This window comes from Gracilibacillus sp. D59 (assembly GCF_052246695.1).
Taxonomy (GTDB): Bacteria; Bacillota; Bacilli; order Bacillales; family Amphibacillaceae; genus Gracilibacillus.
In genome coordinates, this window is the sequence record NZ_JBQQCK010000005.1 from 191368 (window position 1) to 215309 (window position 23942).

The 23942-nt window shown below is 35.0% G+C and carries 22 protein-coding genes; 1 reads left to right on the top strand and 21 read right to left on the bottom strand.

Translation table 11 applies throughout. The features are described from left to right. Positions 1 to 18 precede the first annotated feature (18 nt). Positions 19 to 192, top strand: coding sequence for a YfhD family protein (locus ACTWP4_RS10925; protein WP_443128792.1), 174 nt, complete (start codon positions 19 to 21; stop codon positions 190 to 192). A gap of 648 nt (positions 193 to 840) precedes the next feature. Here ACTWP4_RS10925 and sigG read toward each other — a convergent pair. From sigG to ACTWP4_RS11030, 21 genes are all read right to left on the bottom strand, one after another. Next, entirely contained in the window at positions 841 to 1620 is a 780-nt protein-coding gene (sigG, locus tag ACTWP4_RS10930) for an RNA polymerase sporulation sigma factor SigG (protein WP_443128793.1), read from the bottom strand. A gap of 92 nt (positions 1621 to 1712) precedes the next feature. Further along, positions 1713 to 2435 (bottom strand): RNA polymerase sporulation sigma factor SigE, encoded by a 723-nt coding sequence (gene sigE / locus ACTWP4_RS10935; RefSeq protein WP_443128794.1) that lies wholly within the window; start codon positions 2433 to 2435, stop codon positions 1713 to 1715. Positions 2436 to 2464: 29 nt separating this feature from the next. Then, entirely contained in the window at positions 2465 to 3355 is an 891-nt protein-coding gene (gene spoIIGA / locus ACTWP4_RS10940) for a sigma-E processing peptidase SpoIIGA (RefSeq protein WP_443128795.1), read from the bottom strand. Positions 3356 to 3838: 483 nt separating this feature from the next. Next, complete coding sequence (gene ftsZ / locus ACTWP4_RS10945; RefSeq protein ID WP_443128796.1) at positions 3839 to 4975, bottom strand: cell division protein FtsZ; 1137 nt, start codon at positions 4973 to 4975, stop codon at positions 3839 to 3841. Positions 4976 to 5042: 67 nt separating this feature from the next. Then, entirely contained in the window at positions 5043 to 6335 is a 1293-nt protein-coding gene (gene ftsA, locus ACTWP4_RS10950) for a cell division protein FtsA (RefSeq protein WP_443128797.1), read from the bottom strand. A gap of 137 nt (positions 6336 to 6472) precedes the next feature. Continuing rightward, on the bottom strand, positions 6473 to 6841 hold the full coding sequence (locus tag ACTWP4_RS10955; RefSeq protein WP_443128798.1) for a small basic family protein: 369 nt from the start codon (positions 6839 to 6841) through the stop codon (positions 6473 to 6475). Continuing rightward, entirely contained in the window at positions 6841 to 7566 is a 726-nt protein-coding gene (locus ACTWP4_RS10960) for a DUF881 domain-containing protein (protein WP_443128799.1), read from the bottom strand. The genes ACTWP4_RS10955 and ACTWP4_RS10960 overlap by 1 nt, the downstream gene beginning before the upstream one ends. Before the next feature lie 6 nt (positions 7567 to 7572). Beyond that, positions 7573 to 8259, bottom strand: a complete 687-nt coding sequence (locus tag ACTWP4_RS10965; protein WP_443128800.1) for a DUF881 domain-containing protein — start codon at positions 8257 to 8259, stop codon at positions 7573 to 7575. Beyond that, on the bottom strand, positions 8249 to 9043 hold the full coding sequence (locus ACTWP4_RS10970; RefSeq protein WP_443128801.1) for a cell division protein FtsQ/DivIB: 795 nt from the start codon (positions 9041 to 9043) through the stop codon (positions 8249 to 8251). The genes ACTWP4_RS10965 and ACTWP4_RS10970 overlap by 11 nt, the downstream gene beginning before the upstream one ends. 108 nt (positions 9044 to 9151) lie before the next feature. Further along, the gene (spoVE, locus tag ACTWP4_RS10975; RefSeq protein ID WP_443128907.1) at positions 9152 to 10249 is read right to left on the bottom strand and encodes a stage V sporulation protein E; all 1098 of its coding nucleotides are present in this window, start codon (positions 10247 to 10249) and stop codon (positions 9152 to 9154) included. A 100-nt stretch (positions 10250 to 10349) separates the two neighbouring features. Next, positions 10350 to 11696, bottom strand: coding sequence for a UDP-N-acetylmuramoyl-L-alanine--D-glutamate ligase (murD, locus tag ACTWP4_RS10980; RefSeq protein WP_443128802.1), 1347 nt, complete (start codon positions 11694 to 11696; stop codon positions 10350 to 10352). Next, entirely contained in the window at positions 11693 to 12679 is a 987-nt protein-coding gene (mraY, locus tag ACTWP4_RS10985) for a phospho-N-acetylmuramoyl-pentapeptide-transferase (protein ID WP_443128803.1), read from the bottom strand. Before mraY ends, murD begins: the two co-directional genes overlap by 4 nt. 46 nt (positions 12680 to 12725) lie before the next feature. Beyond that, positions 12726 to 14183: a UDP-N-acetylmuramoyl-L-alanyl-D-glutamate--2,6-diaminopimelate ligase gene (locus tag ACTWP4_RS10990; protein ID WP_443128804.1), complete on the bottom strand. Its 1458-nt coding sequence runs from the start codon at positions 14181 to 14183 to the stop codon at positions 12726 to 12728. A 211-nt stretch (positions 14184 to 14394) separates the two neighbouring features. After that, positions 14395 to 16320, bottom strand: a complete 1926-nt coding sequence (locus ACTWP4_RS10995; RefSeq protein WP_443128805.1) for a stage V sporulation protein D — start codon at positions 16318 to 16320, stop codon at positions 14395 to 14397. An 81-nt stretch (positions 16321 to 16401) separates the two neighbouring features. Beyond that, on the bottom strand, positions 16402 to 18612 hold the full coding sequence (locus ACTWP4_RS11000) for a penicillin-binding transpeptidase domain-containing protein (protein ID WP_443128806.1): 2211 nt from the start codon (positions 18610 to 18612) through the stop codon (positions 16402 to 16404). Positions 18613 to 18620: 8 nt separating this feature from the next. Beyond that, the gene (gene ftsL / locus ACTWP4_RS11005) at positions 18621 to 19001 is read right to left on the bottom strand and encodes a cell division protein FtsL (protein WP_443128807.1); all 381 of its coding nucleotides are present in this window, start codon (positions 18999 to 19001) and stop codon (positions 18621 to 18623) included. A gap of 15 nt (positions 19002 to 19016) precedes the next feature. Then, positions 19017 to 19976, bottom strand: a complete 960-nt coding sequence (gene rsmH, locus ACTWP4_RS11010) for a 16S rRNA (cytosine(1402)-N(4))-methyltransferase RsmH (RefSeq protein WP_443128808.1) — start codon at positions 19974 to 19976, stop codon at positions 19017 to 19019. 24 nt (positions 19977 to 20000) lie between these two features. Further along, the gene (mraZ, locus tag ACTWP4_RS11015) at positions 20001 to 20432 is read right to left on the bottom strand and encodes a division/cell wall cluster transcriptional repressor MraZ (RefSeq protein ID WP_443128809.1); all 432 of its coding nucleotides are present in this window, start codon (positions 20430 to 20432) and stop codon (positions 20001 to 20003) included. Positions 20433 to 20762: 330 nt separating this feature from the next. Further along, complete coding sequence (locus tag ACTWP4_RS11020) at positions 20763 to 21341, bottom strand: DUF6241 domain-containing protein (protein WP_443128810.1); 579 nt, start codon at positions 21339 to 21341, stop codon at positions 20763 to 20765. Positions 21342 to 21537: 196 nt separating this feature from the next. Beyond that, the gene (gene bshC / locus ACTWP4_RS11025) at positions 21538 to 23160 is read right to left on the bottom strand and encodes a bacillithiol biosynthesis cysteine-adding enzyme BshC (protein WP_443128811.1); all 1623 of its coding nucleotides are present in this window, start codon (positions 23158 to 23160) and stop codon (positions 21538 to 21540) included. A 104-nt stretch (positions 23161 to 23264) separates the two neighbouring features. Then, a complete protein-coding gene (locus tag ACTWP4_RS11030) occupies positions 23265 to 23651 on the bottom strand; it encodes a DUF3397 family protein (RefSeq protein ID WP_443128812.1) in 387 nt (128 codons plus the stop codon). Positions 23652 to 23942 lie beyond the last annotated feature (291 nt).

Here is a 23942-nt window from a genome sequence, read left to right on the forward strand (position 1 = left end):
GTGAAGGAGTGAAAAAATATGGGTAGAGATGAACATAAGAAAAATACTACAAGAAATCCATTAGCACAAACGCCTAAAATGGAAAAAACAGATGGAATAGATGTAGAATTCTCTAATGAATTTGCCGACACAGATGATCTAGAAGCAAAAGAACGAAGCGAAAGAGCTGACAAAAGAGCAAAGAAGCGATGACATGTCATCGCTTCTTTTATAATATAGTACACACTATTTATAAACTACGAAGTAACTGGACATGGATTTGCTCTCTTCCATTCTTACCTTGGAGAAGTGCAGACAAACCGCTCCGGCAGAATACTTCGCTTTCCGTGGGCACGGCTTCAGCTAACTTGGTAAAGAAAACCACTTTACCAAGTGGATCTTCAGCTCGCGTGAGTTCCCACAGGAGTCTCCGTATTCTGCCTACGCTAATTCAGTGTTCTGATTATTGTAAGAACGAAACTTAAGGAACTCTATTCTTTGGATTTCCTTTCTTTTTATCAGAACGCTATTCTAAGCTGCGGAAAAAATGCGAGACTCCTGTGGGAAAGGAACAGTCTGAAGACCCCGCAGGAAGCAGTCTTTGCTTCCGAGGAGGCTGAAGCGTTCCCCACGGAAAGCGAGTATTTTTTCCGCAGCGTCGGTCGAGCACTCATCATTAAGCAGAATGGGAGAAAACTTTACTTTTTCACCTTTCACTACTTCGCAGTTTGTATCTAGTGCGAATAAGATGGAGGTTATTCTGTTTTTCTTAGTAAGAACATATAACATGAATGTGCTACGATTAGGACTATTTACTAGATGAATAATAGGAGCAAAACCGGTTGGGTTTTGCTCCTATTTTTATTCAAACATTTCTTTATTCATTTCTTTAATTGCTGCTTTTTCTAACCGTGAAACTTGCGCTTGCGAAATGCCAATTTCTTCAGCGACTTCCATTTGTGTTTTACCTTGGAAAAAGCGTTTGTTAAGTATCATTTTTTCACGTTTATTTAACCGCTGCATACCTTCTTTAATTGATAAATGATTAATCCAGTCATTGTCTTTTACATCGTCATCACTTACTTGATCCATAACATAAATCGGGTCTCCGCCATCATTAAAAATAGGCTCAAATAAAGAAACAGGGTCTTGAATCGCATCAAGAGCAAATATTACATCTGTAACTGGTACATCTAATTCTTCTGCAATTTCCATAGGAGAAGGATCCTTTGACGTTTTGTTTAATAATTTCTCTCTTGCATGCAGCGCTTTATAGGCAATATCGCGCAATGATCTCGAAACTCTTATCGGATTATTATCACGTAAATACCGTCTAATTTCACCGATAATCATTGGGACAGCATAGGTGGAGAATTTTACATTCTGACCTAAATCAAAATTATCAATTGATTTTAATAAGCCGATACAACCGACTTGAAATAAATCATCACCGTACTCCCCTCGATTATGAAATCGTTGAATAACACTTAATACTAATCTTAAATTGCCGTTAACTAATTTTTCTCGTGCAGATTGATCCCCATTCTGCATAGCCTTAAATAAAACTCGCATTTCATCATTCTTTAAAACGGGTAAGGTTGCTGTGTCTACCCCACAAATTTCTACTTTATGCCTTGTCATTTAATACCCTCCCAATTGGAGATCCTTCTCAAAAATCAGTATCACCAATCAGGAGGTTTTTATGCATCATCCATGATTTACCATCTGTTATTTTAGACCATTTTATTAAACTCTTTTTGCAGCCTTTTAATAATCTTTTTTTCAAGTCGTGAAATGTAGGATTGCGAGATCCCAAGTAAATCCGCAACATCTTTTTGGGTCATTTCTTCTTCTTTATCAACTAAACCAAATCTTAACTCCATAATTTGTTTTTCTCTACCATTTAATTGTTCTAAAGCTTTTCGTAATAATGTTTTATCAATGTTTTGTTCCAAATCTTTAAATGTAACATCTTCATCGGTACCTAACACATCGGAAAGTAAAAGTTCATTACCATCCCAGTCGACATTTAACGGCTCATCAAATGAAACTTCTGTTTTTATTTTATTATTTTTCCGAAGATACATTAATATCTCATTTTCAATACATCTTGATGCATAAGTAGCTAGTTTAATTTTCTTCTCTGGATTAAAGGTATTGATAGCTTTAATTAATCCTATAGTGCCAATACTAATTAAATCCTCAATATTAATTCCTGTATTTTCAAATTTTCGGGCAATATAAACAACTAGCCGTAAGTTTCTTTCAATTAACATTGCCCTTGCAGCTTTATCTCCTACTGGCAACCGATGAATTAATTCGTATTCCTCTTCTTTAGACAATGGTGGTGGTAATGCTTCGCTTCCCCCAATATAGTAAATTTCGTCTACTTTAAAGCCCATTTTCTTCAGAACTTTGTAAAAAATCATTTTATATTTTTGTTGTACGATTAGCATTCCTTCCACTCCTTATCCTATATATAATGTCACCCTGTCTGTTGAAATAGTTTAGGGTGTAATAAACAATGATAACTGTTATCAGCTACTAAATTTCCAAATTGAATACCTATTAGAACTTTCTTGTTCGTTAGTTGTACATTTTTCATATGTATTTCAAGTAAATCTGGTTTAAAAGCAATCATAAAATCATGTTGTCCACTCACTCCTTGAAAAGGCAATATTCTGAATGTAGCAGATGAAAAGGAATCTATTTCACCTTCCATCAAACTTTGAGCAGATGATTGCAAATCCATTATTTCTTCTTTGGCAAGCCAATGCTCAAGAATAGTTTCATCTACAATAATGACAGGGGTCTGGGTAAATGGATCAACTAAGTGGTTCCCACTATCGAGATATCCAGTTGTTTCCACTTGTTTGCCTCTCCACTTAATCGTTACGCTATAGTAAAACTCTTGCTGAAACTGCTGCATTTTGTGCTTGTCCATTCGGTATTTTGTAAAGAAAAGAATGATAGGAAATCCAATTAATACAAACAGGCCATGTATTTGGTCTGTTGCTAAACCTCGTGTTAACATATAATTTTCTGTTGAAAATAAAAAGTGAATGGCAAATAAGCCTCCACCTATCGAAAATGTCATAAAGTAAAATGAACATAACAGCTTTAGATAGATAGCAACATTTTGAAAGCCAAAGGCAATCCAAATTATAAGAAATGAATGTAAAATCTTTAAAAACCATGAATCCATCGGAAATGTTGGAAAAATGAAGGATAACGGTACAATAAGAGAACCAAATAGACTAGCTATTACTAATCGATACCATTTAGTTATATGTTTGGTGATCGATTGAGTAAGTAATAGAATCATCCAGTCTAACATAAAATTGAGTAGCCATATGACTTCTACATAAACAACCACCATGTCCTTCCTTTCCAGCTAAAATTCAATAAGCTTTACTTCTTGTCTACTTAGTATAAAGAAAAGAAAGAAAGAAGTCTGTCACAGTTTGTATGCAAAAATCATCTAGTTTTCAGAAAAAACCTATAAAAATGTTGAATTAAAGAACAGTTCAAAATACATATCATTTCACTTCCAGTGGCTTCAGTTTCACGTTGCTTCGTGAGGCACCAATTGCTTGCTGGTTATTCAATTAGTTAAGTTAAATATTTGGCTTTCAGACCTTGCTAGAAAACCGAGTATAGCCAACCGAAATCCGCTCCGGTAAGATTCTTAGCCTTCCACGGATATGGAAAGAATGGTAGAAAACAAATCCACATAAGAGTTATTTCGCAGATTATATTTTTTGTGCACATTATTTCATTTTTTCCATGCAAAAACCTCGTTTCAATCGATAATTGAAACGAGGTTAATTTAAATTCTTATTATTAACATGTATATTGTCTATCTTCTTCTATTACGGTTTCTTAAAAATGTCGGAATATCTAATGTATCTTCTTCTTGTTTCGGTCTTGAAACAGAAGATGCAGTTGGCGTTGGTTCTTGTGTCTTTTCTTGTTGCTTTTCTCTTTTAGTAGAGCCAGATTGTAAAACAGATTTTGGTTTATTTTGTGCATTTTTGATTTGTGTTTCATCAAAACCAGTAGCAATGACTGTAACAACAATTTCATCTTTTAAGTCTTCATTTATTACGGAACCGAAAATTACATTCACTTCTTGATCTGCTGCCGATGTCACGATATCTGCAGCCTCTTGAACTTCATATAAACTTAGATTGGTTCCACCTGTAATATTCATAAGCACACCATGTGCACCATCAATAGAAGTTTCGAGTAATGGTGAAGATATAGCCTTCTTAGCCGCTTCTGCAGCTCGACTTTCACCTGTCGCAACACCGATACCCATTAGTGCTGAGCCTTTATCAGCCATAATAGTTTTCACATCGGCAAAGTCCACGTTAATTAATCCTGGTGTTGCAATTAAATCGGAAATACCTTGTACACCTTGACGTAAAACATTATCTGCTTCACGGAAAGCTTCTAACATAGGTGTGTTTTTGTCAATTATTTCTAATAATCGATCATTAGGAATCACAATTAGTGTATCTACACTACTCTTTAAACCATCAATACCTGAAACAGCTTGAGTTGCTCTTTTTTTTCCCTCAAAAGTAAATGGGCGAGTAACTACACCTACAGTTAATGCGCCTAACTCTTTTGCTACCTGGGCAATAACTGGTGCAGCACCTGTTCCGGTTCCACCACCCATACCCGCTGTAACAAAGACCATATCAGATCCTTTAAGTATTTCTTCAATTTGTTCTTTACTTTCTTCCGCTGCTTTCCTTCCAACTTCTGGGTTTGCGCCTGCACCCAAACCACGCGTTAATTTTGTTCCAATTTGCATTTTAACTTCCGCTTTGGATAGATTTAATGCTTGTGCATCTGTATTCACCGCAATAAATTCCACCCCTTGAACTCCGTGCTCTATCATTCGGTTAACAGCGTTGCTTCCACCGCCGCCTACACCGATTACTTTTATCGTAGCTAGCTGATCCATATTCGTATCAAAGTCTAACATACCATTTCCTCCCACTTTGCTAGATTAATAGTCTGTCTTTTTCCACGTCTCCATTTACTTCATATTCTTAATCAAAGAAATATTTGAAGAAGTTTGCTAATTTAGGTTCTTTCTTTTCTTTCACATTTTGTTTAGTTGTCGTTTTCTTTGTCCGCTTTGGTACTTCCTTTTCTGCCTGAGGTATTTGTTCCCTTTGGACAGTTACTGCATCTGTAAACTCTTTCCCTTGTATTTTCGCATTCTTATACGCAAATTTCAAGATACCAATACCAGCAGTAAATTGTGGCTCACGAACACCTATATAATCAGGAATTGCAATTCTTACATTACTTTGGTAAATATCTTGTGCTAATTCAGCAGCTCCTGGCATACTCAGTGTACCACCTGTCAGCACCAGACCACCTGGTATTTCATCATACCCCATTTTTTGAATTTCACGAGCACTATAAACTAAAATTTCTTCTAATCTAGCTTCGATTATTTCCGTTAAGTCCAGCTGATTATATATTTGTCTTTGATTACTTCCAATAATATTCACTTCAAATGTTTCCTCTTCATTAGCATCATTAAAAAATGCATGCCCATGATCAATTTTAATATCTTCCGCTTCATCTGAGGTTGTGCGTAATCCAATAGACAGGTCCTTTGTAATGTTATATCCACCGAGTGGTATGACACTAGTGGCTACTAATCCATCATCTTCAAATACTGAAACAGTGGTACTGCCTCCTCCAATGTCAAGTAATGCAACACCTAAATTTTTCTCGTCTTTAGATAAAGCCACTTCGCCTGTTGCTAATGGTTGCAAACAAATATCCATAATACTAAGTCCTGCTTTTTCTACACATTTCAAAATGTTATGGAGCATCGTTTTCGAACAAGTAATAATGGTGCCTTCCATCTCTAGACGAACCCCTATCATCCCTCTAGGATCACGAATTTCGTCTAATCCATCAACAATAAATTGCTTTGGTATTACATCAACTATTTCTCTTTCAGGTGGAATTGACATAACCTGTGCTGCATCCATTACACGATGTATATCTTCTTCCGATATTTCTTTATTATCACTTGATACTGCAACCACTCCATGACATGGTTGTAATTGTACATGATTTCCATTAATTCCAACTATTACATGATCAATATGTATATCTACCATGCGTTCAGCTTGTTCAACTGCTGTACGGATTGAATGAACAGTCTCATCTATGTCTACGATTGCTCCCTTTTTCATACCTAGGGACTTAGCCGTACCAACACCGATCACATTTAAAGAATCTCCAAGAATTTCTCCAATGATAACCTTTATTTTTGATGTACCTATATCCAAGCTGACTAGAATTTCACCGTTATCCATAAGGCACCTCCTATTTCAATGCATTAAACTACGATTTACTTCATATTAGTATAATAAACTGTATTAAACACTATTATAATAAAAAAAACAATATTTTTACATGAATATATGTAAATTTACCGGAAAAATATTAAATATTATGATTTTATGTCTTTCTTTGCTTCTTTGTATAAGTAATATTTATCTAGTAAAAGCCTTCTTATCATAGCTAGATTCTGGAATAACCTTACTCCAAATGCAAAGATAGCGGCTAAATATAAATCAATGCCCAGTTTCACACCCAAAAAAGCTAAAAATGCAGCTAGTGAAACATTAAAGAAAAAGCCAGAGATGAAAACCTTTTTGTCAAATTTCGAATCTAAATGTGCCCTGATGCCACCAAACAATGTGTCTAAAGCAGCCAATACTGCAATGGATAAATAATTGGAATATTCGTCCGGTATGGTCACATTCGTCATAAAACCTAATAATAAACCAATTATTAAAAACAATGCCGGTAACCACATTAGCTTTCACCTTCTTTTGCAACGTCAACGATTTCTATATCTCGTAAGTCTATTTGTTCATCATACTCCGGCAGTGTGATATCACTTTCTTTTGATATACTAATTGTAACATTTTCTAAGGCAAAATAATCACCTATTTCACTAACTTCGATATGGTTTTTTATTTGTTGAGAATTGTTTGTAAGAACATATAATTCAGTTGGCAGATCTCCAATTGAACTATTGTTTACATAAATATTCCCGCTCACATCTCTGATCGGTGTTATATTAATGATTCTTTGGTTTTCTATTGCCACTTCTGTAGCTCCAGCAGCATTTAATTCATTGATAAACAGCTGAAGCAATTCTGCATTTATTTCAGGGTATTCTTGATAATCATTATTTAAAAACATAGGTTTCAGCGTTATAATAAGTCCTTGTCCGCTTTTCTCGGTTAACCCTGCTTGTTCTCGTAACTTTTGGATAGATTCTTTTAATGACTGAATTTGCTGGTGTTCTGTTTGTTCCTGGTACTCACTTAGTGTTTTTTCTGCTTCTGCAATTTCCTTATATAGATTTTGCTGAATTTTCTGTTCTTCTAATAGAGCTGTTCTAATCTCCCAAGTATCCCTAGTATCACGATCAGTAGTTTTATGATTGGTATTAAATAAAATAGCAATCATAAAGCCGATCAATAAACATACTAAGCCGATCATAAATTGCTGTTTTGAAAATAATTTCTTCATAATATGTCACATATCCTTTGCGTACATTTCAATATTGGATTTCTTCTCGATTGTTACTTCGATATTATCCTGAACAAGCTGGTCAATAACGCCGTTTTTAAGATTTAAACTAACATCCAGAATTTCCTGATCACCAACCGCAGAAATAACAAATGGCGCTGGATATGAAGTACCATCTATCGAAATAACTGGTCCTATACAAGATATGTAACTATTACGATATATGCGTTGCCCATTAATAGCTATAGCCTTTGCACCTGCACTAAATAATTCGTTCACAGTTTGATGAATGTGCCGGTCATGAACAATATATTGGTTCGCATGATCCTCTGCAGGAATAAAACTAGCATCCTTTAATGTTACAACTATACCCTTACCACTAATAGACATTTCTCCAGTTAATTTTTGTAAATTAGATTTGGTAACGACTAAATCTTTTAATACATCGGCTTCTTCACCTAAGTCCTGTTCAATTGCCTGTACTTCTTGTCGAATATGATTTAATTCTGATCTCAATTGTTTATTTTTTTCTTCCATGTCGATTAATTGTTTACGATAATAATAATCTCGTTCCCACTCTTGATCATTGACTTGTACGATTTCTGCTGTTGATTTGGTTTGCTGATAACTAAAGGTTATCAAGAATCCCAAAACTAGAAAGACAAACGCAAATATTAGCTGTCTACTCTTCATTTTCCTCTATAATTTCCTCCTCCTCTTCCTTAGCTACATTATAAGGAGTAAATACTGCTCCACCTTCATCCATTTTAATAATTCCTTCCTTATCCTTATCCAACTGGCTAACAATTGATGGGTAACTATCTAGTATAGATGATAAATTTCGAATGGAAGTTTCGACCTCATGTCCATCTGTCATATACATCCTGATTTGATAAGGGTTAGAATCTGATGGCATCCAATTCACCTCAGAGATTAAAGCAGAAACATATGTAGATAGATTAGCTAACTCTTCTGCTAACTCATGCAAATAGTGATTATCTTTAAACCCCTTTAAAACAGGAACATCTCCTAGTAAATTTGTGGAATTAACTTTATCTAACAATTGACCATTCTCTAGGAGCGGCTGTATTTTTCCATCCATTTCAACGTACGCAACATGGCTTAATTCAGTTATATCTATAATGATAGTATTCGGAAAAGATCTTGAAACATCAACATCTTTTACTTGTGGATGTGAAATAATATTTTCTTCTAATTCTTTTGTTCTAACTCCCCAAAAATTTGCATTCTCTTCCAATTCACTTTGTTTTATTATTTCTTCTTTCGTCAGCCACTGCAAACCATTTACTGATATATTTTTTACATAACTCATAGGTGATTGAAGATAAATCACTATAAAAATCAATACAAAAAAGATGAGCAAATAAAAAATCAGTTTTCTGTTTGCTTTTTTTCGACGCTCTTGTTTCAATTTTGGGATTCGATCTTCTATCGAAACGACTCTTTTTTGTACCATAACTATACTTCCTTTTCTGTTTATCCATTCACTAAAATTTGTATAAATTGTCTTCACTCAATTATATCATAGTCATTACTATCTAGGTATCATCCAAATCTCCCAAGTTTATTGCCGATATTTACTAATGTTAATTAATATTCCAACCGAACAAAGAGTTAATGTCAAAGAAGAACCACCATAACTCAAGAATGGCAGTGTAATTCCTGTGACCGGAATTAAACCAATTACCACACTTATATTAATCATTACTTGGATGGCAATCATACCAACAATCCCAATTGCCAGTAATCTTGCAAAGAGGTCTGGTGCGTAAATAGCTGTTAATATTCCTCGCCAAATAAATAGCAAGAATAACAAAATGACAAAACTAGCACCTATAAATCCTAACTCTTCTGCAATAATAGCAAATATAAAATCGTTATGTGGTTCTGGCAAGTAAAAATATTTTTGTAGGCTGTTTCCAAAGCCAACACCTAATAATCCTCCAGGGCCTATCGCATACAAGGACTGAATAATTTGAAAACCAGTCCCTAAAGGATCCTGCCAAGGGTCAAGGAATGCCGTAATCCGATTGATTCTATATGGAGCAGAAATTATAAGTAAGAGAAATCCAATTACTCCAAAGCCTCCTAAGAATACAAAATGAATTATTTTAGCACCAGCAACAAAAATCAATAAAAAACAAGTTAGCAGGAATACCATACCTGTCCCTAAATCAGGTTGAAGCATAATAATTAGAAAAACAACTAAGGAAAGTAAAAGTGGTGGGAGAAATCCTCTTTTAAATTCTGTGATACTATCCTGATGATTAACTAAAAAACCACTTAAGAACATAATCATCGCAAGTTTAATAAATTCAGCTGGCTGAACACTGAATGCACCTACTCCTATCCAACTTCTTGCACCACCCCTAACCATTCCAATACCTGGTATCAAGACAGCAACTAATAAAATGAAGCAGCTTATAAAAATCCATTTCCGATACTTAATCCATTGGAAATAAGGAATATTGGTAACAATCATCATCGCAATTACACCAACACCTGCAAATAAGACCTGCCGCTTTAAAAAATAAAAAGAATCATTGAATTTATACTCTGCCCAAATAGAGGAGGCGCTGTATACCATAATGGTTCCCACCAATAGAATGGTAATAATAACAAAAATCAAAAAATAATCTGGTTTATGTTGACTTTTTAACATCGGTTGCACGAAAAAAAACCCCCAAATCCTATTATGAATTAGGGGCTTGTATTATTTTGATGTAAATTGCTCTGTGTTTATTACAATAGACTAGCCCCTATTATAACTTATGCACAGATTCCATAAAAATGTTGCCTCTTTCTTCAAAGGTTTTATATTGATCCCAACTCGCACAAGCAGGTGATAACAATACAACATCATCTTCATCAGATAGTTGATAAGCTTTTTGAACAGCTTCATTCATCGTATCTACCACTTTTATATCTTTTATTCCCTTAGCTTCTCCGATTTTTCTTAATTTAGGACTGGTTTCCCCGAATAAAACAAGAGCCTTCACATTTGCCATATACGGAAGTAATTCATCAAATTCATTTCCGCGGTCAAGTCCACCTGCAAGCAATATAATCGATTGATTAAAAGCCGATAACGCCTTAGTTGTTGCAAGTATATTAGTAGCCTTGGAATCATTATAAAACTTTCGGCCATTTACTTCTTTAACAAATTGCAATCGATGGTCCACGCCCGTAAATGTTGTAAGGACAGTTTCAATAACATGGTTTGAAATACCATGAAGTTTTGCTACTGAAATAGCTGCTAATATATTTTCAAGGTTATGTTCCCCTACTAAAGCAATAGCATCTAATGTAATTACTTTCTCTCCACGAAAATATATTGCTTGATCATCACAATATGTACCGTTCAACAATACCTGATTATGACTAAATGGTACTAAAGTAGATGCTGCATTTTCAATCATCGTTACAATACGATGATCATCAGCGTTATATACTAAGTAGTCTTGATCTGTTTGATTTTTAAAGATGTTGGCTTTTGCATTTTGATAATGTTCCAGTGTGTGATGATAGTCCAAATGCGCTTCAAAAAGATTAAGTAGTACTGCAATACGGGGTTTAAAAGTATCAATTCCTAATAACTGAAAGGAAGATAATTCAGCAATCATAGTTTGATTACTATCCATTTGCTCCGCTACTTCTGATGCTACATGACCAATATTTCCCGCTAAACTAACAGCATAGTCTGCTTTTTTAAACATTTCATATATTAAGGTTGTTGTTGTCGTTTTTCCATTTGAACCAGTAATTCCAACAATATCATCAATTCCAAAATAAGGTATTAGTTCTATCTCAGTTAATACAGGTAATCTCTCTCTGATTGCATTTTCTATTAAAATATTTTCATAAGGAATACCTGGATTTTTAATAATAGCATCTACATCCTCAAGTAATGATAGGGGATGTTCTCCAACGATAACAGAAATACCATGCGATCGTAAATTTTGTACATTTTCATCATCTTCTGGTGCTTTCAAATCATTGGCGATAACCTTCACACCATTTCTATTTAACATTTTCGCAACAGCTGTTCCACTTTTGGCAAGGCCTAACACAAGTACTTTAGCAAAAGGGAAATTGTTTAATTTTCTCATGACGACAACACCTCAATATAAATGCCTAATATAGCAAATAAAATACCGACAGCCCAGAATGTGGTAACAACACGCCATTCAGACCAGCCTTTTAACTCATAGTGATGATGTAGCGGACTCATTAAAAAGATTCTTTTTCCTCTTGTTTTAAAAGAAATAACCTGAATGATCACAGATAAGGTCTCTAAAACAAAAATACCACCGATAATAACTAATAAAATCTCCAGTTTTAATAATATAGAAATGGCTGCAATCGCACCACCTAATGCTAAGGATCCCGTATCTCCCATAAATACTTTGGCCGGATGAGCATTAAATACTAAGAACCCTAGCAATGCACCTACAACAGATAAACTAAACAATGTTACACTCAAATTCGGAATACCGTACCAAGCCAGAATGGCAAATGCCCCGAATGCAATAGCCGCCGTACCAGCCAATAACCCATCAAGTCCATCAGTAAGATTAACTGCATTAGAGGCCCCTACTAACATTAACACTATAAAAACAGGATAAAACCAGCCTAAGTCAAATGAGATCGAGGTACCTGGGACGGCAATACTTGTAGAAAAATCTTGTTGCAGCAGAACTACATAAAAAATAATGGCTATCACAATTTGTCCTAATAACTTTTGTTTGGAGGTTAACCCTAGGTTTCGCTTCAACACAACCTTTATAAAATCATCAAGAAAACCTAGTAAGCCAAATCCTATCAATACTAATAGTAACAACAAGACTTGATATCCTACAGTGCCATTATTAACACGAGTAACAACTACAAGACTTGTTATCGTAATACTTAGAATAATCATAACGCCGCCCATTGTTGGTGTGCCTGTCTTTTTCTTGTGTGATTGAGGTCCTTCTTCTCTTATACTTTGTCCAAATTTTAACCTTTTTAGAAAAGGAATTAAAATAGGGGATAGTAGGACAGTAATTAAAAATGCGATCGCTACTGTAATTAAAAACGTATATTCATTCATCCATGTTCTCTCCAATCTTCTATCCAGGTGTTACGAACTTAACTAGTTAATCCAAATACTTAGTGGCTATTTTCTCGTCGTCAAAATCTAAAACTTTATCTCCAACAATCTGATACGTTTCATGTCCTTTACCTGCAATTAATACAACATCTTTGTCATTGGCTTTTTCAATAGCTTGTTTTATTGCTTCTTCACGATCTAACACAGTTTGATAATTGTCATGTTTTAGTCCTTTCACCATATCATCAATTATAGCTTGTGGAGATTCTGAACGTGGATTATCAGAAGTAAAGTATGCTTGGTCTGCAGATTGACAAGCTACTTCAGCCATCAAAGGTCTTTTTCGACGATCACGGTCTCCTCCGCAACCTACTACTACATATATATTTCCTTCGCAGAATCGATTAATGGTTGACAAGACATTTTCCAAAGAGTCTGGTGTATGTGCATAATCAATAATAACACCAAAGTCCTTCTTATGTTCTACTGGTTGGAAACGTCCTTTCACTCCTGAAGTATTATTTAACACATTTTGTATTATTTCTAGTTCAATTCCGGATGCATAGGCTGTGGCAGCCGCTGCTAACAGATTATATACACTAAACATGCCCATTAGTTTACTCTGGATCGGAACATTGCCTTTTGGTGTTTTCATTATAAATGAAACACCATTAGCCATCAATTTTACATTGATAGCTTGGAAAGATGACTTATTTTGGACACCATAAGTTAAAATCGGTTGAGCTGTTACTCGTTTTAAGAAAGCCACATGTTCATCATCTTGATTAATAATTGCATATTTTGGTGTTCTATGTTTAAGCGTGTTACCTAATTGAGAAAATAATAAACTTTTTGCGTATAAATAATTTTCCATTGTTTGATGATAGTCGAGATGATCTTGACTTAAATTAGTAAACACAGCGATATCGATATCAACTCCGTGTACTCTCCCTAAGTCCAATGCATGCGAAGATACTTCCATCGTAGTAACATCAATTCCCTTTTCAACCATTTTGTGTAGGTTTTTTTGCAAAAATAAAGCATCAGGGGTGGTATTTTTAACTGGATGTATTTCACCATCCATCACCATTTGAATCGTACCAATTAAAGCTGTTTTTTGCTTCGCATACTGGTGGATTTCGTCAATAATATGAGTGACTGAGGTCTTTCCATTTGTACCAGTGACTCCTATAACTTTTAGCTTACTTGAAGAATGATCATAAAAAATGTTCGCTAAATGAGCTAGAGCTCTGGATGTATCTGGCACAACGACAACCGGGACAGAAATATCTAATTCCTTTTCCGCCATGATGACTGATGCTCCATTTTCTACTGCAGCATCAGCAAATTGATGACCATCTACTGTGTATCCTTTGATACAAACAAATAAAAAATTTTCTTTTATAAGTCTGTGATCCATTTCTATATTTTCTATATTAATCATATCAAGGTTCTGTTTGCATTGATAATCTGGCAAACTTTTAATTAATTCTTGAGCATTCATATTTAGTCACCTTTTCTTTTGGGTTACTTTTTATCACGGTGCTAACCGTCTGTATGCTCCCACCTCAAGTAAGACAAGGATAAGTCTAGGGATAACAGACGCTAACACCATGATAAGTTTCGCTAATGATCAATACTGATCATAGTATCACTTTATAAACAACTATATAATTATATCAAAGACTTATAAACATTTCGATAAATCTTTATAACTATTTATTGCCTAAAACAAGCCTGATTTTACTTCCTTCTTTTACTTTTTCTCCTGCAGCAGGAGCTTGATCTATAATGTAATCTCCTTCTCCGACTACATCAACTTGTAAGGACACCAGATACTGCTGTAATTCTTTTTTATTTAAACCGATCAAGTCTGGTACTTCAACAAGAGGAGATTCTGGCCATTGGTAATCTTTTTCGATTCCATCATTTTGTTTTGGCACTCCTAATGCACGTAAACTATCCTCAATAATGCTACCGACAATCGGAGCTGCTACTACCCCTCCAAATTGTACAACATCTTTTGGATTGTCAACAGCAACATATACCACGATTTCAGGATCGTTAGCTGGTGCGAAGCCGATGAATGATACAATATGGTTATTTTTCATATACTTTCCATCTTTACCCACTTTTTGAGCAGTTCCTGTCTTCCCACCTATTCGATAACCATCTACATAAGCACTTCTACCAGTTCCTAAAGCAACGACAGATTCAAGAGCTTCACGTACTCTTTTAGACGTATCGGATGAAATAACCCGATCTTTCAGGACAGGCTCAGTCGTATTTACAGCTTCACCTGATACTGGGTCTAGAAAAGCTTTTGCAACGTACGGTTCATATAAATAACCACCATTAACAGCAGCTGAAACTGCCATTACTTGTTGGATAGGTGTAACTGATACACCTTGACCAAAAGAGGTCGTCGCTAACTCAACAGGGCCGACATTATCAATATCAAACAAAATACCCTTAGCTTCACCTTGTAAATCAATACCTGTTTTTTGACCAAATCCGAATTGATCGATATAGGAAAATAGTTTTTCCTTCCCTAGTTTTTGTCCTAACGCAATAAAGCCCGGGTTACAGGAATTTTGTACAACTTCTAAAAATGACTGATGGCCATGTCCCCCACTTTTCCAGCAATGTAAATGTGTGCCACCTACTTCGATATCCCCATCATCTACAAATTCATCATTTTCAAGATCAACAAGCCCTTCTTCCAAAGCTGCGGCAAGTGTAATGATTTTAAATGTAGAACCAGGCTCATACGTACTCCAAATTGGTAAATTGCGATTATATACTTCGGCACTGATATCCTGATAATTCGCTGGGTCAAAGTTTGGGCGTGAAGACATTCCTAAGATACTTCCATCTTTAGGGTTCACAGCTATTGCTATGGCACCATCAGGGTTATATTTTTCCTCTGCAATATCCAGTTCTCTTTCCATAATGGTTTGAACTCTGTTATCAATCGTAAGTTGAAGATCATATCCATCGACAGGTGCTTTATATTTATCAGCCATTTGTGGCATTCTTTTTCCTTTTGCATCACTGTAAAAAGATAGACTACCCTCTGTTCCACTTAACTTCTCATCATACATTAATTCGAGTCCTGTTAATCCTTGATTATCAATGCCACTAAATCCAAGCACATGTGATAAATAAGCGCCATTAGGATAATGTCTAATAGAATCTTCTGCAATATAAATGCCTTCTAAATCTAACATTTGAACAGCCACTGCTTTTTCTTCTGAAATTTTCCGACCTTCTGGCTGCAGTATCACGATTCGTTCATTTTTATTAATAGCTTCTAATACATCATCATGTGTCATCTCTAATACTTCTGCTAATTGTTTAGCAGTCTTTTCAGGCTCTGTCACTTGCCGTGGCACAATCATCACAGTAGGAGCTGAAACATTCTCCGCTAAAACTTCTTCATTAACATCAATAATCTTCCCTCTTTCAGGTTCGAAAACAATGTCTCTACTCCATAAGTCCTCTGCCTCAGCAATCAGAAAATCTGACCAGATAAATTGTACATACCCTAATCGGGCCACAATAACTCCTATAATAATTAATGCAAAAAGAAACACAGTGACTATTCTGCGTTGCACCTTAATATTGGTTATCCGTTTCATGACATTACTCCTTTAATTCAAGAAACTGTTTGTCCCAATATATGTTTGTGAAAGGATGAATAGAACACTGTGTATTATTGTTTATTGATCATCTTCGGTCTCATCATCACCGGAATCTTCTGTTGTAGTTTCTTGATTTCCCGATGTATTCGGTTCTTCCAATTCAACCATTAAATAATCTTTTTCTTTAAAAGCAGATCCTTTCTCAATACTCTGTTTCTTCACATATCCATTGCCTATCCATTCTAAATCTAGGTTTAAAAAGTCTTGAAAGGAGAGCACATCTCTAAACGACCATCCTGTCAGATCTGGCATTTTTAATTTATTTGTCGCCACAAAAACAGTTTGTCTTGCTGTTACTTTTGTCCCTGGTTTTAAGTTTACCTTTTGGACCTGCTCACCATCACCAATAATAATTGGTTTAATGCCTAAATCTTTTAATTTATTAGTATATGATTCTGTTCGTTCACCTTCCCACTTGGGAATCTCTACTACTTCAATCGGTTCAGATGCTTCTTTATCCGGTTCAATGTTTAAATAACGCAAACTATTTTCCATTACATTTTTAAAAACAAAAGAAACTGGTGCTGATCCTGATTCTGTTACATCTAAATTAGGTTCTTTCACAGATACATACATAATTAACTCGGGATCATCAGCAGGAGCCATTCCTAAGAAAGAGAAGGTATAGCTTTCTCTTCCGGTTTTATATTTACCTGTTTCAGGATCAACGAAGTTTGCGGTACCTGTTTTACCTGCAACAGTATAGTCATTTAAATTATAGATGTTATGGCCTGTACCTTTTTCTGAAGTAATAACAGTTTCCAACACTTCTAATGTTTTTTTCGCTGTTTCAGCTGAAATAGGCTCTCCAACTACTTCTGGTTGCTTCTCTGCTAATACTTCCTTGGTATCCGGATCGACTGTTTTCTCGATGATATATGGTTTTAGCATTTTACCATCATTTGCTATCGCAGTAGCTGCTTTCATCAATTGTATGGGAGTCGTAGTTGTACCTTGACCAAATGAAGTCGTAATTTTTTCACTAACCCAGTTGTAAAGAATTTTTCCTGATACTTCTCCAGGCAAATCAATACCTGTCTTTTCATCAAAATCAAATGCTTTCAAGTACTCCAAAAATTTATCTGCGCCGATCTTTTCATAGGCTAGCTTTGCTGCCGCTACATTGGAAGATCGTTGAATACCTTCTAAATAACTGATCGTTCCCCAGCCTTTACGGCCATTATGATCTCCTATTGTTTGAACGTTGTCTTCTGCTTTGTATTTACCTGATTTATATCGTTCCTCAGGATTCCATACACCTTCTTCAATAGCCGATGCTAGTGTGAATATTTTCATCGTTGATCCAGGTTCGAAAGGTGTAGAAATGACATCATTATACCAATTACCTACTTCACCAGGATTGTTCGGATTATAACTCGGCCTGTTGCTTAGAGCGAGTATTTCTCCTGTTTTGGCATTCATTACGACTGCAGTCATTCTATCAGGCTCATATTCCTCTTGAACTTCTGATAATGCATCTTCCATTAATGTTTGGATTTTTTGGTCAAGTGTTAAATAAACATCATTACCATTATCAGGCTCGTTTATTACTTCTTTTGGATCTAATAGTTTCACATTAAACTTATCTCGTTGGTAAGATATTGATCCATCTTTACCGGTAAGTAAATCATTCATAAACCCTTCCACACCATTAATCCCAACAATCTGACCTTCTTTTTTATCTGTTAAACCGATTGTACGTGAAGCAAACATACCATTTGGATAGAAACGGATTGGTTCTTCAATAAAATTTATTCCAGGTAGCTTTAAAGCTTCAATCTTTTCTTTCTGTTCCTGGCTTAACTCTCTACCATTAGAACCAAATTCAACCTGGAACTTGTCATTGTTAATACCACTATTTAATCTATCCGCTATTTCACTCTCTTCCATTTCTAGAATTGGTGCAAGTTTTTGCGCTGTCTCTTCCACATCTTTAACATGCTTAGGATCAAGAGGGTTGGTGGTATATGATTCATCAACGATAGCATATAAACGGTACACAACATGCTCCTGAGCTAACGTCATCCCATTATGATCGTAAATGGTTCCTCTTTTTGCGGGAATATTGTAGTTGTTGGTTCTTTTTTGATCTGCCAACTTTTGAATATTTACACCAGATACTTCACCAGATACTTGGATATACAAAAATCTACCAGCAATGACCAGAAATAATGCAGTGAAAACAATCATCCAAACACTTGGCATAATTTGTGTTTTTTTACTTTTCATATGAACACCTATTCTACTATTTCAGTTGCTTGTTTCACTTGAGTGTTTTGAACTTTCAACCCGTGTTTTTTTGCATTTTCAATAATACGTTCCGGTTTACTTAATTCTTTTTGTTTAAGAGCAAGATTTTGATTCTGTTTACTCTGTTGCTGAATTTGAGTACTTAACGATTCAATATTTCTATTTAATTTATCTAATGAAGCACTATAGGAAACCATGTAAGCAGAAATACAAAGGAACATGACAGCAAAAATAACATACATTACTTTTTCTCCGCGTGTAACCCAGCGCTTCTGTACCTTTACTTTTTTCCTAACTACTTTTTGCTGTTCGACTTGCTCTTTTACCTGATCATGTGTGTAATAAACTCTTGCATGTTGACTACTCATGGTTTTGCCACCCTTCTATTTAAATTTTTTTTCATCCCAATCTTTTACTTTCTCAACCACTCGCAACTTAGCTGACCGTGAACGGCGATTTTCTTCCAATTCTTCGTTTGATGGTAAAATTGGTTTTCGGTTAATAAGACGGAATGGAGGTTTGAACTCCTCAGGTATCACTGGAATATTTTTTGGAACAGGAGGTGTTGTACTCCATCTTTTAAATGTTTGTTTACAAATTCGATCTTCCAGTGAATGAAACGTTATTACCGAAATCCTTCCACCAACAGATAGCGATTTGCCTGCTTGATATAATGCATCTTCAAAAGCTTTCAGTTCGTCATTTACAGCAATCCGAATCGCTTGAAATATACGTTTAGCAGGGTGTCCACCTTTTCTCCTTGCAGGAGCAGGGATCGCTTCTTTAATAATATCAACTAACTCAAAAGTAGTTTCAATTGGTGTTATAGCTCTCTGTGATTCAATTTTTCGTGCTATTTGTTTAGAAAATTTTTCTTCGCCATATTTAAAGAAAATCGATACAAGATCTTCATATGTCCATTTGTTGACTATATCAAACGCTGTTAATTTACTATTTTGATCCATTCGCATATCTAACGGCGCATCGTGCTGATAGCTGAATCCTCGTTCACCTCTGTCTAATTGTGGAGAGGAGACTCCTAAATCAAACAAAACACCATCTATCTCTTGTATGTTTAGTTTTTCTAATTCTTCATTCAAATGACGGAAATTCCGTTGTACAAAGGTGACTTGTTCAAGATGATCCTTCAATCTTTCTTTAGCAGCATCAATAGCGTCATTATCTTGATCAAACGCAATCAATCTGCCTTTTTCACTCAACTGTTCTAATATGTACCTGGAGTGTCCACCACCACCTAATGTACAATCAATATAAATACCGTCCGGATTTATATTGAGACCATTGACGGTTTCTTTTTTTAATACTGTGTAATGCCCAAACATGAAGTCACCCCTATCTTGTTGTTTTTACAAATCAAAATCCATCATATTTTCCGCAATTTCTGCAAATGATTCTTCCGATACATCTACAAATTCGTTCCACTTATCTTCTGCCCAGAATTCTACACGGTTGGATACACCAATAACTGCACATTCTTTTTCAATTCCTGCATACTTACGAAGTGGGGCAGGTATATTTATTCTTCCCTGCTTATCTAGTTCACATTCAACCGCTCCAGAAAAGAAAAAACGGGTAAATGCTCGAGCATCTTTTTTAGTTAATGGTAATTTTTTTAGTTTTTCTTCTAATTGGCGCCATTCATTCATCGGATAAGCAAACAAACATTGATCCAAACCACGAGTAACGACAAATTGATCTCCCAGTCCGTCTCTGAACTTAGAAGGGACAATTATACGTCCTTTTGTGTCAATGTTATGTTGATATTCTCCCATGAACATATCCAGGCACCCCACTTTCTAACTTTATCGTACCACATTCCCCCACTTTTCACCACTAAATCTTCAAAAAAAATAACCATTTTTTTGTAATGTTACATTTCTTCCAATAAAACGCTATGTAACAGTGTTTAAAAGACCATCTTAAAAACGGCTTTGCTGGCTTTTGTGTACTCCTATTCATTTATTTAGTAACCAGTATTTTGAAATTGTTAAGACATAAAAAATCCGGGCAAACCCGCCCGGTTCTTACAAAAAGACCTAATCCCTATTGCTAAGGCTTTTCCGTATGATAAGACATTCACAAAATAAAGCCCACAAACGTGGGCTTTATTAATTATACCTATCCAAAATTGCTTGTTCTTCTTCTTCTGTTAATAATCGGGTTGCTCTACCTACATTCCCGTCTTGTAATTTCCATACTTTATTATGATCTTCTACTGCTTGGGAGAATTCTCCTTGTTTCCATCTTGTTAAAATATCTTTATATACCTCTTCTTGTTCATATGTTTTAATTTCTAACACCTCCAAAAGAAAATCAATTCTTTCTGGTGTGATCTCATAGAACCCCCACATTTGTTCAGCATATACTTTTTGGTGAGCCATGTAATTCAAATATTTTTTAAACATTTTTTCCGTAATTTCATCTTTAGATTTCGGGTCACCAAATACATTTAAATAGCCTTTTTCATTGTTTTCTGCCAATTTATCTTTCGATAACTCCGTTAACGCCAATTCTTCTTTATTATCTGTTTTTTCTTCCTCGAGCTCTTCTACTTCACTTTTAACTACAGCCTTCTGTTCTGATCGGGTTTCATTATCTAAATATATATTAATGCCAATGTAAGTAATTAAACCTATAATTCCAATAACAGAAATACTTAATACCCACCTATATATTTTATTCCACATCTTTAATCCCCCCTCGCATTTACTTAAATACATATTACAAAATATACCAATATAATTTCAAGTATAAAACAACAGATATAACCTATTTATAAATCAACCAGTTCACGTTCATAATTTTGGGCGCTTGCGTAAACATCACCTAAAATACTTTCTCACCACATAAAAAAGGTAATTGGCTGAAACCAATTACCTTTTTTTAAAAGTACACTATATAATGTTGTTCTTTCCAATCAAACGTATAACTATTTATATGTTTGATCCATTCAAATCCGTGAAGGTTGAGAAAATAAGTAATATTCCAAATTCGCTCTTGCAACCCATTATCAGGCTTTAAATGCATTTGAATATAATCGAATTCCTTTAATTGCACATGATATTTATTTGAAAATTCCTTATTCAATCTTTTGGAAAGCTGATCTACTTGCTGCAATAACAACTGCAAATTTTTATCTGCATATTGTGAGATATCATCTGTTAAATCTTTTGTTAGATCTCTTAATGGTTGATGCCCCTGACTAATGGTTTCTTTTAGTTGATTCGTTATTTCCTGAATCGGTCTGTTTGTCTGAGCTGATAACCAATTTTGTTTTTCAGCCTGAATCCCGTAGTTAATTGCCGAGTTGGGATCAATATTATACTTATTTAATAGTTTTACCGTTTTCTGTTCAACTAATGTTAACGACACTCTTGGCAATACAGGTGGCATTTTCAAAGAAATACTATGGAATGCATTCTTTAAAATAGACCAGTAGGCAGCTTCACTTGGACCTGCAAAAAAAGCTAGGGTAGGAAATAACAATTCCTGCATTAATGGCCTAGTCACAACATTATTACTCAATCGATTTGGTGTATTTTTTGCTATTTCCAAAAGCTCTTGGTTAGTATATTGACATTCTTTATTCTTTCCAACCCAGTTTTGACCATCTCGTTGAAGTAATATTCTTTCTCCATCTTGTTCTACAAATAAATGACCATCATGTTCATTGGCATCAACACTAACATGATAACCTTTTGTTCGCATTGAATGTAACGAGCGGTAAACACTTTGGCTTATTTCCGGCTGCTTTACAATTATTTCATGAAAGTATGCCGATTCTAATTGCCGAACTTCAGCGTCACCAGAATCAACAAGGATTATGCCAGTATCAGCAAAGATATCGTGTACAAATGATGCAAAAAAATCAACAAAAGTATTTGCTTTCCATAACTTATCACGCAAAGTATGTAACAATTCTTTTGTATAAGCAGTTTCTTGTAGTGAACGTAAAGTGGCTTCCAACCAAACAAATGCCTGTTCTTTATCTAATTTACGATTAGATACTGAAGTTCTTTCTTTATGATCATCGTTAATGGGGTATTTATGAAGTTCTGTTTGGTCCGGCAAATAAATATGATTTACTTCATCAAAATCATGGTCCTCTCCCGCAATCCAAAAGACTGGTAAAACCGGTACACCTAGTAACTCTTCCTGTTGCTTTGCCAATGAAAGGATGGAGACTATTTTATTAATTGTATAAAGTGGACCAGTTAGTATGCCTGCTTGTTGACCTCCAATTACAACGACACTATTTTCATCTCTTAGTCGATCAATATTATGATGTGTTGCTTCTGAAGCCAACCAGCGTTGATTTATTGATGTTAACACATCAGCAAGGGCATCTCTTTGAAATTTATGTTCTGCTAAATCGTTCTTACGTTCTTCAAAAACATTTTGATTATAAGGATTATAATCAAAATGCTCTAACAAACCCTGTACTTCCCCTTGATAATCCATGATAAATTTATTATGTAAATCGAGTCTTTGGGATTCGATACGCATTAATGAACTGCTCCTTTATCTTCAATATATACAATAGTAATCCAATAGTATTGTACATAATGCAAACGATAAAAGCACATAATTTGTTTATGAAGATGAATTCGCTACAAAACTGTACTTATATTATAAAAAATCCCGTATAAAATAATACAAATATGTAAAGTGAAAAATAATAAAAATGTCGCTTTCCAGAAGCGCTTCCAGACATGAGCAAAAATAATATCAGCATACACTTTCCAATGAATAAAGACACACGCCATTAAAATGAATAATAATAGGATTATAATATAACTCATAGGGTTTATCGAAAAAACAGAATAAATAATAGCGGCAACTGATGCAATATACAATATAGTAGTCGTATCAATTGCTAAATGAAAGCAATATCGTTTTTCACCTACAAACTTAAACGATAATTTATAAACTAATAATGTTATAGCAAACGGCAGCGTAATCATAAATGCAAGTAGATAGTACAAACCTTCTATCATATGATACCCTCACTTTTTCTATTTTCACAACTTTTAGACCATTACTTTTGGTCACTTTATATTAATTATATAAGACTTTTGAACTTGTGCAAGCTCCTTTTTTGAATTCTTATACTTTATTCCTTTTAATCGCCACAGTAAACATAAACTGCGAAGTTAGAATTACTTTTTTCGAATCTAAATGTTGATGAGTGCGGCCAATTGCTCCGGCAGAATGCTCCCCTTTCCGTGACCGTTGAAAGGGGGCATTTTTCCGCAAGCTACACTACACAGAAATTTCATTAGTTATTG

Bases quoted from the DNA above. Each gene is read 5' to 3' on its own strand.
- bshC (WP_443128811.1), bottom strand. From the start codon at position 23,160: ATGCGTATCGAATCCCAAAGACTCGATTTACATAATAAATTTATCATG.
- ACTWP4_RS10925 (WP_443128792.1), top strand. From the start codon at position 19: ATGGGTAGAGATGAACATAAGAAAAATACTACAAGAAATCCATTAGCA.
- mraY (WP_443128803.1), bottom strand. From the start codon at position 12,679: ATGAATGAATATACGTTTTTAATTACAGTAGCGATCGCATTTTTAATT.
- sigE (WP_443128794.1), bottom strand. From the start codon at position 2,435: ATGCTAATCGTACAACAAAAATATAAAATGATTTTTTACAAAGTTCTG.
- ftsL (WP_443128807.1), bottom strand. From the start codon at position 19,001: ATGAGTAGTCAACATGCAAGAGTTTATTACACACATGATCAGGTAAAA.
- ftsA (WP_443128797.1), bottom strand. From the start codon at position 6,335: ATGGATAACGGTGAAATTCTAGTCAGCTTGGATATAGGTACATCAAAA.
- sigG (WP_443128793.1), bottom strand. From the start codon at position 1,620: ATGACAAGGCATAAAGTAGAAATTTGTGGGGTAGACACAGCAACCTTA.
- rsmH (WP_443128808.1), bottom strand. From the start codon at position 19,976: ATGTTTGGGCATTACACAGTATTAAAAAAAGAAACCGTCAATGGTCTC.
- ACTWP4_RS11030 (WP_443128812.1), bottom strand. From the start codon at position 23,651: ATGATAGAAGGTTTGTACTATCTACTTGCATTTATGATTACGCTGCCG.
- ACTWP4_RS11000 (WP_443128806.1), bottom strand. From the start codon at position 18,612: ATGAAAAGTAAAAAAACACAAATTATGCCAAGTGTTTGGATGATTGTT.
- ACTWP4_RS10990 (WP_443128804.1), bottom strand. From the start codon at position 14,183: ATGAATGCTCAAGAATTAATTAAAAGTTTGCCAGATTATCAATGCAAA.
- mraZ (WP_443128809.1), bottom strand. From the start codon at position 20,432: ATGTTCATGGGAGAATATCAACATAACATTGACACAAAAGGACGTATA.
- ACTWP4_RS10970 (WP_443128801.1), bottom strand. From the start codon at position 9,043: ATGGTACAAAAAAGAGTCGTTTCGATAGAAGATCGAATCCCAAAATTG.
- ACTWP4_RS11020 (WP_443128810.1), bottom strand. From the start codon at position 21,341: ATGTGGAATAAAATATATAGGTGGGTATTAAGTATTTCTGTTATTGGA.
- ACTWP4_RS10960 (WP_443128799.1), bottom strand. From the start codon at position 7,566: ATGAAGAAATTATTTTCAAAACAGCAATTTATGATCGGCTTAGTATGT.
- ACTWP4_RS10995 (WP_443128805.1), bottom strand. From the start codon at position 16,320: ATGAAACGGATAACCAATATTAAGGTGCAACGCAGAATAGTCACTGTG.
- ACTWP4_RS10955 (WP_443128798.1), bottom strand. From the start codon at position 6,841: ATGTGGTTACCGGCATTGTTTTTAATAATTGGTTTATTATTAGGTTTT.
- ftsZ (WP_443128796.1), bottom strand. From the start codon at position 4,975: ATGTTAGACTTTGATACGAATATGGATCAGCTAGCTACGATAAAAGTA.
- murD (WP_443128802.1), bottom strand. From the start codon at position 11,696: ATGAGAAAATTAAACAATTTCCCTTTTGCTAAAGTACTTGTGTTAGGC.
- ACTWP4_RS10965 (WP_443128800.1), bottom strand. From the start codon at position 8,259: ATGAAGAGTAGACAGCTAATATTTGCGTTTGTCTTTCTAGTTTTGGGA.
- spoVE (WP_443128907.1), bottom strand. From the start codon at position 10,249: ATGTTAAAAAGTCAACATAAACCAGATTATTTTTTGATTTTTGTTATT.